This window comes from Serratia sp. A07, assembly GCF_058725505.1.
The window spans coordinates 1-13116 of record NZ_JBZXDO010000026.1; the positions used below are offsets into that span (position 1 = coordinate 1).

Genomic DNA, 13116 nt, shown 5'->3' on the forward strand with positions numbered 1-13116 from the left:
ATCGAAACCGCAGAGACCTATGGCCTCGATGTGTGGGGAAAAATTGTGGACGTAAGCCGGCGGCTAACGGTCGACGACGACTTTAATTATTTAGGGTTCAGTGAGGCGCGGCTGGATACGCCAACGCGGACAGATCCCCGCCCATTTGACCAGGCGCCGTTCTATAGCGGTGAGAGCACAACGCAGACCATTGAACTTGCGAACCCGATCTATCGCCGTCTGATCATGATGAAAGCCATGAGCAATATCACCGATTGCTCAATACCGAATATCAATCGGATGTTGTGTTACATGTTCGGCGATCGGGGGCGCGCCTATATCAAGAATGATGGCGGAATGAAGATGAGCTATGTATTCGAGTTTGAACTGTCGACCGCAGAACTGGCCATCGTCCAATCTTCCGGCGCGCTACCGGCGCCACCAGGTATTAACGTTTCGATAATTCAGAAGGCATAACATGAAACTGACAGATAAACCGCGTCAGATTGCAGTGCCGTTCGCCAGCGGTACTGCTGACAAAAACACGATCCCCAATAACGCCACCCAGGAAACTAAGGAAAAGGGTAAAGCTGCCTATGACTCTGGCTTTCCGCCACTCACAATGACAGCGATCGCGGCCGGCGGTATCCCGCCGCACGGGAAGGATTTTAACGGACTGCTGAACGACATCACTGCGGCAATTCGTTTTTCTCAAGCTGGCGGCCAGTATACCTTTGATTCCGCTTTTGCTCAGGCTATCGGCGGATATGCAAAAGGCGCTACGGTATTAAGCGCTGACGGCTCGAAAATCTGGTGGAATACTGTTGAAGCTAACACGACGGATCCGGACGGTGCCAGTGCAGCGGGCTGGAAAAATCTGTTGTCGGATCCAAATGGGCTGTTTCTTCAAAAGTCGCAGAACCTGGCGGATTTGCAAAACAAGGCCGAAGGGCGCAAAAATCTCGAGTTGGGAACCGCAGCAACTAAGAATGTCGGTACAGACAGCGGCAATGTTATGCCGGTTGGGGCATTTGGCCTTGGCGGGGGAGGTTTTGAGTTTAACTATACTAATAACGCTGGTTTGATGGCTGCATTACGAGCAAAAGGGAGTTGCATTTTCCGCAATACTAAAGACGGAACAGCTATGCCATCGTGGGCACCTGGCCTGTTTGCCCGCGCTGGGGATGCCAACTGTATGCTCACGATCAACCCATTTACTGGTAATGTAATTGCCGCTGGTTTTACTGATGGGAACAAAGACTCACCAAAGGTTAATACTCTATACGGCACAGCTAACAAGCCAACGGGCGCTGATGTTGGCTTGGGTAATGTCGGCAATTTCATGGCGGTTCAACAAGGCGGCGGAGCTAATCAGTCAAACAACAAGGTTTATATTGGCTGGGGTAACGATGGAATTCTTCGCTGCACTGTTGATACTACTGATTTAGGCCAGATATTCACGACCAAGTCACCGCCAAGTGCAGCTGAAACGGGGGCGTTTCCGAAAACAGGAGGAAATCTCTTTGGCAGTATGAATGCTGTTGGTAGTGTTGGCACTCAGGGCGGTGCATTCCTTATTAGAAACTCTGACGGTGTTCAGGTTGCCAGTGTCTCAGCAGGCAGTAATGGCTTAATCAGTGTTTACTCAGACGTTACAGGGCGTGCATTCGGAATTGGGGTGGATGGTAATTTCTATTCATCGAGTGGTGTCCAAATAATTGAGTCAGGTCAGCGTGTTTATAGCCCTAATAATCCACCACCGATAATTCAATTAAATACTGATTATATTGGTAGTCTCGCATTTGCACGTCTGAATCCTCAAAATTCCAGAGTTGGTTATGGTGGGTTAGTGTCTGGTTCTGATTTATCTCCATCCGGAGTTACCGGCTATCCCGGGGGTGGTAACTGGGCTGCTCTCTTCGCGGAGGGTCAGTTAGGAGGGACATGGAAATGCCTGGGGTTATGTGTTTCTGATAGTGAGGGTGGTAACAGGCATTACGGCGTTAGCTTATTTGTGAGGGTGTCATAATGAATTATGGACATGTGAAAAAATGCAGAACAACAAACATTAAAAAATATATAGATTGCGACGTTATTTTCCCTGAACTGTCAGATTCACCAATTTCGTTTACAGCGATACCTAACGATTCGACTGAACACGGACGCGATATTTATAATAGGGCGTTGAATGGTGAGTTTGGCGTCATAGTTATCGCTAAAAATGAAGTTGGTTATTATTGGGATGGGGATGAATTTGTAGAATACGATTTTGACATTGAAGCATTGCACTTCGATGAAATGAAAAATAGATTAATAAGTGAGGCTTCGCAAAAAATATCAATTCTATCTGATGCTGTTGATTTAGGCATTGCAACAGATGAAGAAAAAGTAAACATAGATAAGTGGAAGCAATATAGGGTGCTAGTAAACAGAATGAGCAAAGAGAATGGTTCCGGGTGGCCGGAAAAACCGGCCGATTAAATATTCTTCTTGAATACTGCCGGAGTGCCGGCATACATAGTGTTTGCTGGTACGTTACAATTCACTACGCTATTTGCACCGATAACGCTGTTTTCACCAATAGTAACACCTGGAAGAATAACAGCTCCGGCACATATCCAAGTATTCTTACCTATAATAATTGGAGCGGTTACATTTCTATCATGTCTGTTTTCTGGAGCTACATGGTGACTTACGGTTGATAAAGTTACGCCTGGGCCAATCATTGAGCCATCGTTGATGACTATTTTTTCATCATCAAGAAAGTTGCAGTTAGCATTAATGAATACATCACCAATGATCTCTATATTACCGTATTCATAATAAAAAGGCGCCATAATGTTGGCTCTGCTGCTAATGCTTACACCTGATTTTTTGAGTATTTTGTATTTCCTTTTGGTTGAATGTGAAGTGTTATTGAAAAACAACCTCGCTTTAGTAGGGCTTATTTTATTTTTTAAACTGTAAGCGAAATATTTAAGCATTGTTATCTCCTGATGTATTTTACTATGGTTAGACTGTCCAAGCGATTTTATTTAATTGTTGCACCAATCGATGCCATTTTATCAATGACTTTATCAAGCTCCTGCGGAGACAATGAAAGTTGCGCCGCCATAAAAAATAAAATGTGTGGTGACATTGCTCGCGGTTCGGCACCGCCAGTGTATTTTCGCCACTGACTATTGCTTGCCACACCCGCTAGATCTGCCATTTGCGTTCCGGTATATCCGAGTTCTGATTTTAGTTGCTCCAGATCCTCAGGGGTGGGAGGGGTGTATTCGTTTATCAGTCTCATTTTTCACCTGCGAAAAAGCCCCTCGCGGGGCTTCTCTTAAATAAATTTGATGATGATGGTTGTTACCGTAGCCACCGCGCCGATTAAACCGGTTGCTACGGCTACCGGATACCACATCGTTTCCCGGTTAATCTTCGCCGTCTCAGCCATCAGCTTGGCGATTTCGGCGTGGATCTTTTCAAGCTCTGCGGTGGTCATGTCGTTTGTCATCTCTCTCTTCCTTTCGGGGTCGGGCTGCGGCCTTTCCGCTACCTCATGTAGTAAATAATAGCCCCAATGGTGCTATTTGTCAATCGATAGTCTGAGGTTATTCACCATATGATCAAAATATCCGGCGTATACCGCGATCCGGCCGGCGTAGCCATGCCTGGCGCTTTGATAGCTGTAAAGTCGAAGAACAACACACTGGAAACGTTCAAATGCTTGTGTGTAGAAACCGTTACGGGTCTCGGCGGAGAGTATGAGTTCTCGGTCGCTCCTGACGATTACGAGGTGTTTGTTACCTATAACAATGGGATCCGCCAGCGCCTCGGCTTCATGCGCATTGAAGATGGAGCGGCGGATGGTTCCCTTAACGATTATCTGATTTATGCAGATCCGGAGCTGGCCCGGCCGCCGGTTTATTCTGACATTAAACGGATGTCCGAACGCGCAAGGAATGCAGAAATTGCATCCTCAGAATCAGCGCGTGCATCTGCGGGGTATCGCGATGCTGCAATGGATGCCAGGGATGTTGCTGTAGCAGAAAGTAAAACGGCGAAAGCGAGCGCGCAGTCGGCCATTGCCAGTGAAAAGGGTGCTGCAGGATCAGCCGCATCAGCGGCAAATTCAGCTAAGGAGTCTATAACAGCAGAGGGTATGTCAAAAAAATATTCGGATGATGCCCGGGGTTATTCGGAGATAACACAATCAGTAGCTGGGGCTTATCCAAGCAAAGCAGCAGCTCAGGACGCTATTGATAAAGGCACAGAAACGAGAACGGATTTTATCGTGTGGGGTGTTGTTGAGGGTGATATATGGACTGAGCGATATCAGAATGTTAATGGTGTCGCTACCCCAACCGGCGTGACAATGAAAAATGGCAAATTCATTGATGCTTTGGTAGCCGTTGTGAATAACTTGAATAGCTCGTTACCGAGTTATCACCAATCGCCCGACCTTGTGGCATTGCACGTTGATAGAAAGGGACAAGTGCCAGCTTGGTATCGTTACGGTAAACTTGGTTTTGCAGGGGTAGAGAGTGATTCGGCTCAGCGCCTTCTTAATGCCAGCTATTCGTTTTTCCCAATCAAAATGTCGGCAAATTTGTGGGCATTTGGGGTGGATTCGGCAGGCCAGGTTCCGATGTGGTTTCGAAATGGCGCGTGGGGTGCAGCTGCTGTAGAGCCAGATACAGCGGATAGAGTGATTAAAAACGCTCGAGCATTCCCATCATATAACATGGCGCCAAATAAAGTCGCGCTTTATGTGGACACCGTCGGTAACGTCCCTATCCGCATAATAGAAGGGGCGTTCGATGCGGCGGATGTAACACAACGAACAGCTAATCTCATTGGTGATAAGATCGGTGCCACCTGTAATGTAGCTGTGCGCAGTACATCAGGTAGCACGCTTTATTCAATGCGGATTAAAAAAGCAAAACTGAAAACCGGCGTTAGCGGCCGCCTGGTGGGAATGGCTGTGGGTGATTCGTGGTCAGAGTTCTACAATATTTCACAATCGCTGGCGAATCGTATGTATACGGACTGGGCCCCGCGCGCCGGTGCGGGCTGGTTCCAGCTGATTACCGACCCATCGTCACGTTGGGAAAACATGGTAGTTACGCGAAGTGGCTGGACTGAATACGACGCGAGCTATTCAAATGCTCAGCCGCCATATGGCTGCGGGGTTGACGGGATCGCTTATTACACGTCGGCCAATAACGCAACAGCTTCTATTACTAATGTGCAGGACACAACGGGAACCGTATTTTATTATGATGGCAATGGCACGTTTATAATTGGTGTTGGTAACACAACTAAAACTGTAGTCGGCACCGGTTCTGGCGAGTACCGCAGCACATCAATTCCTGGGCTAACATCGGGGTCAGATACAGTGACGATCACAACATCCGGGAATACCGGCGTTGTTTGCCTACACGGGTTTATGTTTGAGACGGAGACAGCAACAGGCTGCATGATGCATAAATGCGGGAATGGTGGGACGTGGGGCGCACAGCACACAAATTTTATTACACCTCGAATAAAATATTTTGCTCAGAAACTCAATCCAGATTTTATCGTAGTGAATCTGGGTACTAACGATTATTTACAGAGCAGAACCACATCAACGTATGTCACTGCACTAAACGGGATTATTGATGCATGGCGCACGATGTTGCCAGACGTGGGGATTATCCTCATTTCACCACCTGTGCCGAATGCCACAGGAACGACGCCGATGATAGATTTTCGCAACGCAATGCGGACAGTAGCACGCGATAAAAATGTGGAATGGTACGACCTATACGGCGATATGCCTACAGTATGGGCTACCGGAAATGCAATGGGGTGGTGGAAAGACGATTATCACCCCAACGATGTTGGTGCAGAACAAATCATAAGCTCGATTTTTGAGCTCCTGTTAAATAAATAAGGCCACGAAATGAACACAATGAACACAGTTGTACCTTTAATTCAGGGTGTATTGCCTGCTGGTCCTGCATATATGGATATCTCAGACTTTATAGTAGAAAATCCGTTTTATGACCTTACTATATTGAATGGGCTTATCGGAGCTTATTTTTTATCTAGTCAGATGAAGAATCCGCTTAATAATCATGCAAATTTAAGTAAGCCACTTAAAAGAGTTGGTAATCCAGTTATTGGCAGCAAGTATACTTCATTCAGCGATGGAAACCAGTTTGACACACAGATCCCAGTTGGGAGTTCGGCTGCGTCGAATGCAGCAGTAACAATCATCGCAGTTGCAAAAAATCCATCAACGACAGTAGATGCGTGGCCTTTCGGCAACTACCTCGGTGGATCTGGCAGCATTAGTACCGATAATATTCTTCTTCGCAAAGATAATAATATCGAATCTTATACATCAGATGGATCAGGCTTAGCCTCCGTTGTTACCAGAACTACCAATGGCGGTAGTGCTGGTCAGCTTCTGGTTGTTGCCGGACAATTTGGCCCGACGAGTATTACGGGCTCATGCTACCAACCAGGGACAGATAATTTATTGCAGAATACAAAGGCCATTTCATCTCGCAAGGCAAATCCAACGACAAGCTACCGAATCGGTGGAAGACCTGGTATGACGGGAAATGGTGCTCCCGATGTCGCTGCAGTGCTGGTCTATGAGGGAAGGTTGTCGGATTCAGACCTACTGACAGTGTGTCGCTATTTTCGAACTACGTTCGGATCCCGCTACGGTCTGTGGTCTGCATAAAACTGTGCCGGGAGGGAACCCGGCCATTCTCAAAACTATCTTTCTTTATCGATCAGGCATCTGCTATTTAAGGTGTGAATCGTTCTTCACATAGGTTTTTTCTTACGCTTATACTGTATGCATATACAGTATTTGTTGTGAGGTAAAACACCATGGGAATGATGCCTAAATTTTCCAGCCCGGCCGCGGACTACGTTGAGCGCCGCTTGAGCCTTGACGAGATCTGCATTTCAAAGCCGAGCGCTACTTATCTGCTCCGCGCCGCTGGCCAGGCGATGGCGGTCGGTATCCACGCTTACGCGTTGCTTGTTGTCGATTCGTCTGCGACGCCGGTACACGGCAGCATTATCGTAGCTGCGGAGGAAGGCGTGCATGTGTTGCGCCGGCTTCGTCTTTACCCGTATCGTGCGCTTGAGTTTCTCGATGGCTCCGGCCGGGAAACTGAACTCGGCAACGAAGACTCGGAAGAAGGGATCGAGGTGTTCGGCGTGGTGATGTACTGCGTGAACGATATGCGGTCGTGCGAGTGGGATGATCTGCCAGTTATTTGATTATCGGCCACTGCATGAGCCTTTGAAGAACTTCGCCGATTAATCCTGCGGGAGGTAGCTTGCAGCTTTATTTGCCTATCCAATAAGGGATTAAAGGTAACTTGGAACCCGGCCGGTTATGCATGTATTTGTTCGGAAGATGGGTATTAGTCTTGCTCTAACTAGATGATTTCTAAGTGTGCAGTTATTAACCCATGTTCCGAATTTTTAAACAAACTATTGTTTTTAAAGATGTTAACGCTGAATTTAAAATCCCTCGGCTTATGGCTGTGCGGGTTCAAGTCCCGCCCCGGGTACCAGGGAACGAAAATACCGAATAATCAAAGCAATAAGTAGTAATGTCGTAGACCGCCGAGAGGCGGTTTTTTTGTGCCTGAAATTCGTATTGCACCTGCACTTTTTCCTTTCTTATCATGCTCATACCCTTTGATTGTCAGCCTGCCTGCACGGAGGAGCCCCCCGCAGGGCTCCGAAATACAACTCATAAGAAACCGAACGCCGCGGCGAGGATCCAGCCGAAGACGCAGGAGACGCTGACGCCGATCAGGCCGGGCAGAATAAAGCTGTGGTTGATCACGAAGCGGCCGATGCGGGTGGTGCCGGAGCGGTCGAACTGGATCGCTGCCAGATCGCTAGGGTAGGTCGGCAGAATGTAATAACCGTAACAGGCCGGCGCCGAAGCGACGATATAGGCCGGGTTGACGCCGATTGCCAGCGCCACCGGCACCAGCGCCGCCAGCGCGGCGGCCTGCGAGTTGACGAATTTCGACACCAGCAGCAGGATCAGCGCATAGGCCCAGGGATATTCTTTCACCAGCACGCCCAGCGTGGCTTCGATCTGCCCCAGGTGCGCGCCGAACATGGTTTCCGCCATCCAGGCGACGCCATACACCGCCACGATGGCGATCATGCCGGAGCGGAACACTTCGTTTTTAGAGATAGACGCCGGGTTGGTGCGGGTAATGATGACGATCAACGCCCCGGCCATCAGCATGCACATCTGGATCACCAGGACCATGGAGAGTGGCTTGCCGCCGAAGCTGGGCCGCAGATCGGAAAACGCCCCCAGCACCGCCACCAGTGCGATAGTGGCAAGGAAAATCCACATGGCGATCCAGTTGCTGCGTGGCAGCACCCGATCCAGTAAGGTGGCGGCATCGCCATAGACGTAGCGATGGTTTTCCGGCACCGAGATGAATTTCTGGAACTCCGGGTCTTTGTCCAGGTCTTTGCCGCGGAACCAGCTGAAGATGCCGATCGCCAGAATGCCGCACAGGGTAGAAGGGATGGTGATAGAGAGCAGGTCGAGGAATTCCAGATGGCGGCCATTGAAGGTGTAACTGCTGAGCATCGCCACCAGTGAGACCACCGCCACCGAAACCGGGCTGGCGATAATACCCATCTGTGCGCCGATCGAACTGGCCGCCATCGGCCGCTCCGGGCGGATGTTATTTTTGATCGCCACGTCATAAATGATCGGCAAGATGGTGTACACCACGTGCCCGGTGCCACACAGGATAGTGAGAATACAGGTCACGAACGGCGCGATGATCGAGACATAGCGCGGGTTACGTCGCAGCATGCGTTCGGCGATCTGCAGCATGACGTCTAACCCACCCGAGGCCTGCAGGGTGGCGGAGGCCGCCACCACCGCGATGATCACCAGCATCACGTCTACCGGCGGTTTGCCGGGCTGCAGGTGAAAGCCGAACACCAGGATCATCAACCCGATCCCACCCAGCAATCCCAGCGCAATGCCGCCCTTACGTGCCCCATACAGCAGGCATGCCAATATCACCGCTAATTGCAGAAAGAAATCCATGATAAATACGCCTTAATAATGTTGAACTTAACTGCGCTCAGTTTCCGGCTGTGTTGGCTGCAGAAAGTTGTTTTAAATCTAAAGGCACTAATAAATTTGTGGTCATTAACCCTAAAGAGTGATGCTGGTCACACTCAAAGGAGTCAGGGCGTAGGTGACATCCGCACGAAAAAGCAAGCTAACAGGTCAGACCTCTACTATATGAGAGGTTTACTGACCCGAGGAGAAACCCATGGACCCGACAAAAATGACCGGACTGGCGCTGTTACAGGCTGCGATGGCCGGTAAAATCCCACCGGCTTCGATCGCTGAAACCGTGCCCATGAAACCGGTGGCGGTTGAAGAGGGGTATATCCGCATCGTGGCGCGGGCTGACGGGCGCCACCTGAATCCGCTGGGGGGCGTTCATGGCGGCTTTGCCGCCACGGTCTTGGACTCGGTGACCGGTTGCGCGGTGCACAGTACGCTGGGCGCGGGGATTGGGTATGGCACCGTCGATCTGCAGGTTAAAATGTTGCGCCCTGTGCCGAAGGAAACTGACCTGATCGCCGAAGGGCGTCTGGTCTATGCGGCCAAAAACGTGGCCTTCGCGGAAGGCACGCTCAAAACGGCGCAAGGGAAGCTGCTGGCTTCGGCAACCGCCACTTGTTTTATCATTCGCCCTAGCGAACAAGCATCGCAATAACCTGCCTTTTATCGGGCTTCGGGCTATGAACCCGGGGCCTGATGCATTTCTCTTCGGTTGCATACAGCGCTGCGCTACGGCGGCAGGCGCGATACGCCATTGTGGTCTAGTATTCTGGGGTAAAAATTTATCGGAGTGATTATGCAACCGTATCCGTATAAAGAGGTTGAGTTTGATCATGAGCTTTGTTTGGCGATTGGCAAAGCCGTGTTGGACGTGGTGGCGCAGGGGGATGAAACCAGCGCTCCAGGGGTGATGAACGCGATTGAGCGGTCGGTGGAACAGGGGCTGAATGACGACGAAATCGCCGCTGCCGACGATGCCCTGGATTTGATGGCGCGTCTCATCCACGGCTGCCGGTTTGTTAATCTACCGGGTGAAGAGGAGGCTTCCCGTGCATTGGTTGAATTTCAAGCGCTACAAGAGTGACGTTGCCAGACAGGCCGTGCCGCCGCATTTGAATGCGGCTGAATTTGCACGGCATTACGCCGATAAGCCGCAAACCGATACGGAAGAGTATCTTTCGTTGAGCGGGGAGATGTGCTGGGATGCGGTGGTGCTTTGTGCCCACCGTTCAGGCGCGCTCAGCAAGGCGAAATACAAGCAGCTGTGGCAGACGGTGTTCGATAAGCAATACAAACATTTCGTTAGCCCGGACGATACCGAGATCCGCACGATGGCCGATATGCTGCGCGCGCCGCAGGGATGTTTTATCGGCATATTCTCCCTGCGTGACGCGGCGGCGCCCCGTTTGCTGCATGCCATGATCGGTACCGGTGCGGGATTTGCCGCAGGCAATAAAAATCTTTGCATCGGCGTGGGGGGCGCGGTCGGCTGGGAAAATCTCAATCTGGCGCGCGATCTGCGCTGGCAGCCTGAAGGCGGCTTTTTACGCCAGGGCGACAACGAAGTGCTGCGCATAATTTATCGGCCTTTCCCCGCCTGAGCCGGTCCGCATGCTTGTAGAGTAAAAAACCGCCGTCTGGCGGTTTTTTATTGGCGCGTGTCACCCTTATTTGAACCCGCCGTTGCGAATGAATTCGAGACCGGCGGCGGTGATCCGCGTTTGATGCGGGTCGATATCATAGTTGTTCTCGTCGATGTCGCTCATCACATAGGCCTGTATCAGGCCCTTGGTTTTGAGATAGGCGAAGGGATCGGCGAACGCATGCGGGCTGGTGGCGTCTTGTTTCCACAGTTCGTAGGTTTTTTCATCCAGCGTGCCGGGGTGATTGGCGGCCAGCCGGGTCAGGATCTGATTGTAGAACGCATAATCGGTCATGATACAGTCCCCTTTATCGCGAGCGATAATCGCGGAAAATGGCGGTAAGGTCTTTCAATCATAGCCGATGTTTTCCACCGCCTGTGCGGGTTAGCCGCGTTGGCTTTCAATCCAGTGGAACAGGCGTGAAATGGTGAAGGTGATATCGCCGATGTTGAAGAGTGCGCCGAGCCACAGGGTGAGCATAACAAGGATACCGATGATGACGGGAAGGTCCATTTTGCTCATGATCGCGTGCTTCATCAATTAAGAGTGTGCTGTAAAGCCTACCATCAAACCCGATTGTCATAAAATGCGCGGCGTATTATTTCGGTTGAATTTAAAGCAAAAAAGCCACCCAATCGGGTGGCTTTTGTCTTTCAGCGCCGATCAGTCCAGCTTGGGATGCTGGTCGATCAGGATCTGCTTTTTCTTTTCCAATTCGGCGATCTGCGCGTTGATGTCCTCGACTTTCTGTTCGATGTTGTCGTAGGTCTCCTGCAGCAGCTCTTTCGCCTCTGAACGGTCAGACGCAGCCGGCGTCGCGCCGCGCAGCGGTTTGTTGGCGGTTTCTTTCATGTACAGACCGGTGATAAGACCGATCACCGCCACGACCATCAGATAGTAGGCCGGCATGTACAGGTTGCCGGTCGCTTCGACCAGCCAGGCGGCGGCGGTCGGCGTCGCACCGGCGATCAGCACCGAAATGTTGAACGAAATCGCCAGCGCGCTGTAGCGGATGTGCGTCGGGAACATCGCCGGCAGAATTGAGGCCATCACCCCGGTGAAGGAGTTGAGCAGCACCGCCAGCACCAGCAGACCGACGAAGATCAGGCCAATCACGTTGCTGTTGATCAGAATGAAGCACGGGATCGCCAGCGCCAACAGGCCGATGCTGCCGCCGATAATGAACGGCTTACGGCCGATGCGGTCACTGGTCAGGCCGATTACCGGCTGTACGAACAGCATGCCGATCATGATGGCGATGATGATCAGAACGCCGTGATCTTCCGAGTAGTGCAGGTTATGCGACAGGTAGCTCGGCATGTAGGTCAGCAACATGTAATAGGTCACGTTGGTGGAAATCACGATGCCGACGCACACCAGCAGACTTTTCCAGTGTTTGGCCGCGATCTCTTTGAACGAGGTTTTTGGCGGATTTTCGATGGCGTTGCGATCCTCTTTCTCCATCTTGTCCACGTGCTGCTGGAACGCCGGGGTTTCTTCCAGCGCATGGCGCAGATAGAGGCCGATCAAGCCCAACGGCGCGGCGATGAAGAACGGGATACGCCAGCCCCAGTCGAGGAAGTTGGCTTCGCCGACGATGCTGGAGATCAGCACCACCACGCCTGCGCCCATCACAAAGCCGGCGATGGAGCCGAAGTCCAGCCAGCTGCCCATAAAGCCGCGTTTGCGGTCCGGCGAGTATTCGGCGACGAAAATTGCCGCACCGGAATATTCACCGCCGACGGAGAAGCCTTGCGCCAGCTTGGCCAGCAGCAGCAGGATCGGAGCCCAGATACCGATCGACGCATAGGACGGGATCAGGCCGATACAGAAGGTGCTGACCGCCATGATGATAATGGTGACCGAGAGCACCTTCTGGCGACCGAACTTATCGCCCATGGCGCCGAAGAACAGGCCGCCGAGCGGACGCACCAGGAAGGGCACGGAGAAGGTCGCCAGCGCGGCGATCATTTGTACGCCGGGCGAGGCGCCGGGGAAGAAGACCTGGCCAAGTGCGTAAGCGACAAAGCCGTATACGCCGAAGTCGAACCACTCCATCGCGTTGCCCAGGGCCGCTGCGGTGATCGCCTTCTTGAGTTTGCTGTCATCGATGATGGTGATGTCGCTGATGTGCATCGGTTTATGTCGTTTTTTTCTTAACTTCATATAATCATCCCTTAATGAATTATTCGTTGTTCGTGAAAGCGTAATCTCCGTTCACTATTGTTTTCGAGTTATCAAATAGGCTAATCGAATCGCGGTTCAAGACGATTCATTATCCACATTTAAGTTGGGATGTGGATCACAAAATATCGTCATTTATGCCAAGGTTATGTCATTTAGGTGACTAATTATTTTGCA

General features: G+C 51.0%; 16 protein-coding genes. 9 read left to right on the forward strand and 7 right to left on the reverse strand.

Going from position 1 to position 13116, the window contains the following annotated elements; genetic code table 11:
• From AC4PR2_RS20735 to AC4PR2_RS20745, 3 genes are all read left to right on the forward strand, one after another.
• On the forward strand, positions 1-456 hold a 456-nt coding region (locus AC4PR2_RS20735), incomplete at its 5' end, for a baseplate wedge 1 family protein (RefSeq protein WP_492175411.1).
• 1 nt (position 457) lies between these two features.
• Positions 458-2008 carry a hypothetical protein gene (locus AC4PR2_RS20740; protein WP_492175413.1) on the forward strand — a complete coding sequence of 517 codons (1551 nt, stop codon included), beginning with the start codon at positions 458-460 and terminating at the stop codon, positions 2006-2008.
• Positions 2008-2460, forward strand: a complete 453-nt coding sequence (locus AC4PR2_RS20745) for a tail fiber assembly protein (protein WP_492175414.1) — start codon at positions 2008-2010, stop codon at positions 2458-2460. Before AC4PR2_RS20740 ends, AC4PR2_RS20745 begins: the two co-directional genes overlap by 1 nt.
• On the opposite strand, the gene AC4PR2_RS20750 is transcribed toward AC4PR2_RS20745, so the two are convergent.
• Genes AC4PR2_RS20750 through AC4PR2_RS20760 form a run of 3 tightly spaced genes read right to left on the reverse strand, consistent with a single transcriptional unit; the run spans position 2457 to position 3484 of the window.
• Positions 2457-2963: a DapH/DapD/GlmU-related protein gene (locus AC4PR2_RS20750; RefSeq protein ID WP_342204967.1), complete on the reverse strand. Its 507-nt coding sequence runs from the start codon at positions 2961-2963 to the stop codon at positions 2457-2459. The two genes, AC4PR2_RS20745 and AC4PR2_RS20750, sit on opposite strands and share 4 nt — an antisense overlap.
• A 47-nt stretch (positions 2964-3010) precedes the next feature.
• Complete coding sequence (locus AC4PR2_RS20755) at positions 3011-3274, reverse strand: helix-turn-helix domain-containing protein (RefSeq protein ID WP_089191827.1); 264 nt, start codon at positions 3272-3274, stop codon at positions 3011-3013.
• Between the two features lie 36 nt (positions 3275-3310).
• Positions 3311-3484, reverse strand: a complete 174-nt coding sequence (locus AC4PR2_RS20760; RefSeq protein ID WP_153860755.1) for a hypothetical protein — start codon at positions 3482-3484, stop codon at positions 3311-3313.
• 108 nt (positions 3485-3592) lie between these two features.
• Here AC4PR2_RS20760 and AC4PR2_RS20765 point away from each other — a divergent pair, with 108 nt between their 5' ends.
• The 3 genes from AC4PR2_RS20765 (at position 3593) to AC4PR2_RS20775 (ending at position 7260) form a co-directional block, all read left to right on the forward strand.
• A complete protein-coding gene (locus tag AC4PR2_RS20765; RefSeq protein ID WP_492175415.1) occupies positions 3593-5908 on the forward strand; it encodes a GDSL-type esterase/lipase family protein in 2316 nt (771 codons plus the stop codon).
• A gap of 9 nt (positions 5909-5917) precedes the next feature.
• A complete protein-coding gene (locus AC4PR2_RS20770; RefSeq protein WP_492175416.1) occupies positions 5918-6709 on the forward strand; it encodes a hypothetical protein in 792 nt (263 codons plus the stop codon).
• A 152-nt stretch (positions 6710-6861) separates the two neighbouring features.
• Positions 6862-7260, forward strand: a complete 399-nt coding sequence (locus tag AC4PR2_RS20775) for a HumD family translesion DNA polymerase (RefSeq protein ID WP_492175417.1) — start codon at positions 6862-6864, stop codon at positions 7258-7260.
• Between the two features lie 481 nt (positions 7261-7741).
• Here the strand turns inward: AC4PR2_RS20775 and AC4PR2_RS20780 are convergent, their stop codons facing one another.
• Positions 7742-9082: an anaerobic C4-dicarboxylate transporter gene (locus AC4PR2_RS20780; RefSeq protein ID WP_100396529.1), complete on the reverse strand. Its 1341-nt coding sequence runs from the start codon at positions 9080-9082 to the stop codon at positions 7742-7744.
• Positions 9083-9314: 232 nt separating this feature from the next.
• Here AC4PR2_RS20780 and AC4PR2_RS20785 point away from each other — a divergent pair, with 232 nt between their 5' ends.
• The 3 genes from AC4PR2_RS20785 (at position 9315) to AC4PR2_RS20795 (ending at position 10713) form a co-directional block, all read left to right on the forward strand.
• The gene (locus tag AC4PR2_RS20785) at positions 9315-9767 is read left to right on the forward strand and encodes a PaaI family thioesterase (protein WP_087762306.1); all 453 of its coding nucleotides are present in this window, start codon (positions 9315-9317) and stop codon (positions 9765-9767) included.
• Positions 9768-9908: 141 nt separating this feature from the next.
• The gene (locus tag AC4PR2_RS20790) at positions 9909-10196 is read left to right on the forward strand and encodes a hypothetical protein (protein WP_060419583.1); all 288 of its coding nucleotides are present in this window, start codon (positions 9909-9911) and stop codon (positions 10194-10196) included.
• Positions 10129-10713 (forward strand): hypothetical protein, encoded by a 585-nt coding sequence (locus AC4PR2_RS20795; RefSeq protein ID WP_492175418.1) that lies wholly within the window; start codon positions 10129-10131, stop codon positions 10711-10713. The genes AC4PR2_RS20790 and AC4PR2_RS20795 overlap by 68 nt, the downstream gene beginning before the upstream one ends.
• A 66-nt stretch (positions 10714-10779) precedes the next feature.
• On the opposite strand, the gene AC4PR2_RS20800 is transcribed toward AC4PR2_RS20795, so the two are convergent.
• The 3 genes from AC4PR2_RS20800 to proP all read right to left on the reverse strand — a co-directional run bounded on the left by AC4PR2_RS20800 (position 10780) and on the right by proP (position 12921).
• Complete coding sequence (locus AC4PR2_RS20800) at positions 10780-11049, reverse strand: hypothetical protein (protein WP_033646469.1); 270 nt, start codon at positions 11047-11049, stop codon at positions 10780-10782.
• A 90-nt stretch (positions 11050-11139) separates the two neighbouring features.
• Positions 11140-11277 (reverse strand): hypothetical protein, encoded by a 138-nt coding sequence (locus tag AC4PR2_RS20805; protein WP_162215441.1) that lies wholly within the window; start codon positions 11275-11277, stop codon positions 11140-11142.
• A gap of 141 nt (positions 11278-11418) precedes the next feature.
• The gene (gene proP / locus AC4PR2_RS20810; RefSeq protein WP_060419579.1) at positions 11419-12921 is read right to left on the reverse strand and encodes a glycine betaine/L-proline transporter ProP; all 1503 of its coding nucleotides are present in this window, start codon (positions 12919-12921) and stop codon (positions 11419-11421) included.
• Between the last annotated feature and the right edge of the window lie 195 nt (positions 12922-13116).

Bases quoted from the DNA above. Each gene is read 5' to 3' on its own strand.
- AC4PR2_RS20775 (WP_492175417.1), top strand. From the start codon at position 6,862: ATGGGAATGATGCCTAAATTTTCCAGCCCGGCCGCGGACTACGTTGAG.
- AC4PR2_RS20745 (WP_492175414.1), top strand. From the start codon at position 2,008: ATGAATTATGGACATGTGAAAAAATGCAGAACAACAAACATTAAAAAA.
- AC4PR2_RS20750 (WP_342204967.1), bottom strand. From the start codon at position 2,963: ATGCTTAAATATTTCGCTTACAGTTTAAAAAATAAAATAAGCCCTACT.
- proP (WP_060419579.1), bottom strand. From the start codon at position 12,921: ATGAAGTTAAGAAAAAAACGACATAAACCGATGCACATCAGCGACATC.
- AC4PR2_RS20770 (WP_492175416.1), top strand. From the start codon at position 5,918: ATGAACACAATGAACACAGTTGTACCTTTAATTCAGGGTGTATTGCCT.
- AC4PR2_RS20785 (WP_087762306.1), top strand. From the start codon at position 9,315: ATGGACCCGACAAAAATGACCGGACTGGCGCTGTTACAGGCTGCGATG.
- AC4PR2_RS20800 (WP_033646469.1), bottom strand. From the start codon at position 11,049: ATGACCGATTATGCGTTCTACAATCAGATCCTGACCCGGCTGGCCGCC.
- AC4PR2_RS20790 (WP_060419583.1), top strand. From the start codon at position 9,909: ATGCAACCGTATCCGTATAAAGAGGTTGAGTTTGATCATGAGCTTTGT.
- AC4PR2_RS20760 (WP_153860755.1), bottom strand. From the start codon at position 3,484: ATGACAAACGACATGACCACCGCAGAGCTTGAAAAGATCCACGCCGAA.
- AC4PR2_RS20740 (WP_492175413.1), top strand. From the start codon at position 458: ATGAAACTGACAGATAAACCGCGTCAGATTGCAGTGCCGTTCGCCAGC.
- AC4PR2_RS20805 (WP_162215441.1), bottom strand. From the start codon at position 11,277: ATGAGCAAAATGGACCTTCCCGTCATCATCGGTATCCTTGTTATGCTC.
- AC4PR2_RS20765 (WP_492175415.1), top strand. From the start codon at position 3,593: ATGATCAAAATATCCGGCGTATACCGCGATCCGGCCGGCGTAGCCATG.
- AC4PR2_RS20755 (WP_089191827.1), bottom strand. From the start codon at position 3,274: ATGAGACTGATAAACGAATACACCCCTCCCACCCCTGAGGATCTGGAG.
- AC4PR2_RS20780 (WP_100396529.1), bottom strand. From the start codon at position 9,082: ATGGATTTCTTTCTGCAATTAGCGGTGATATTGGCATGCCTGCTGTAT.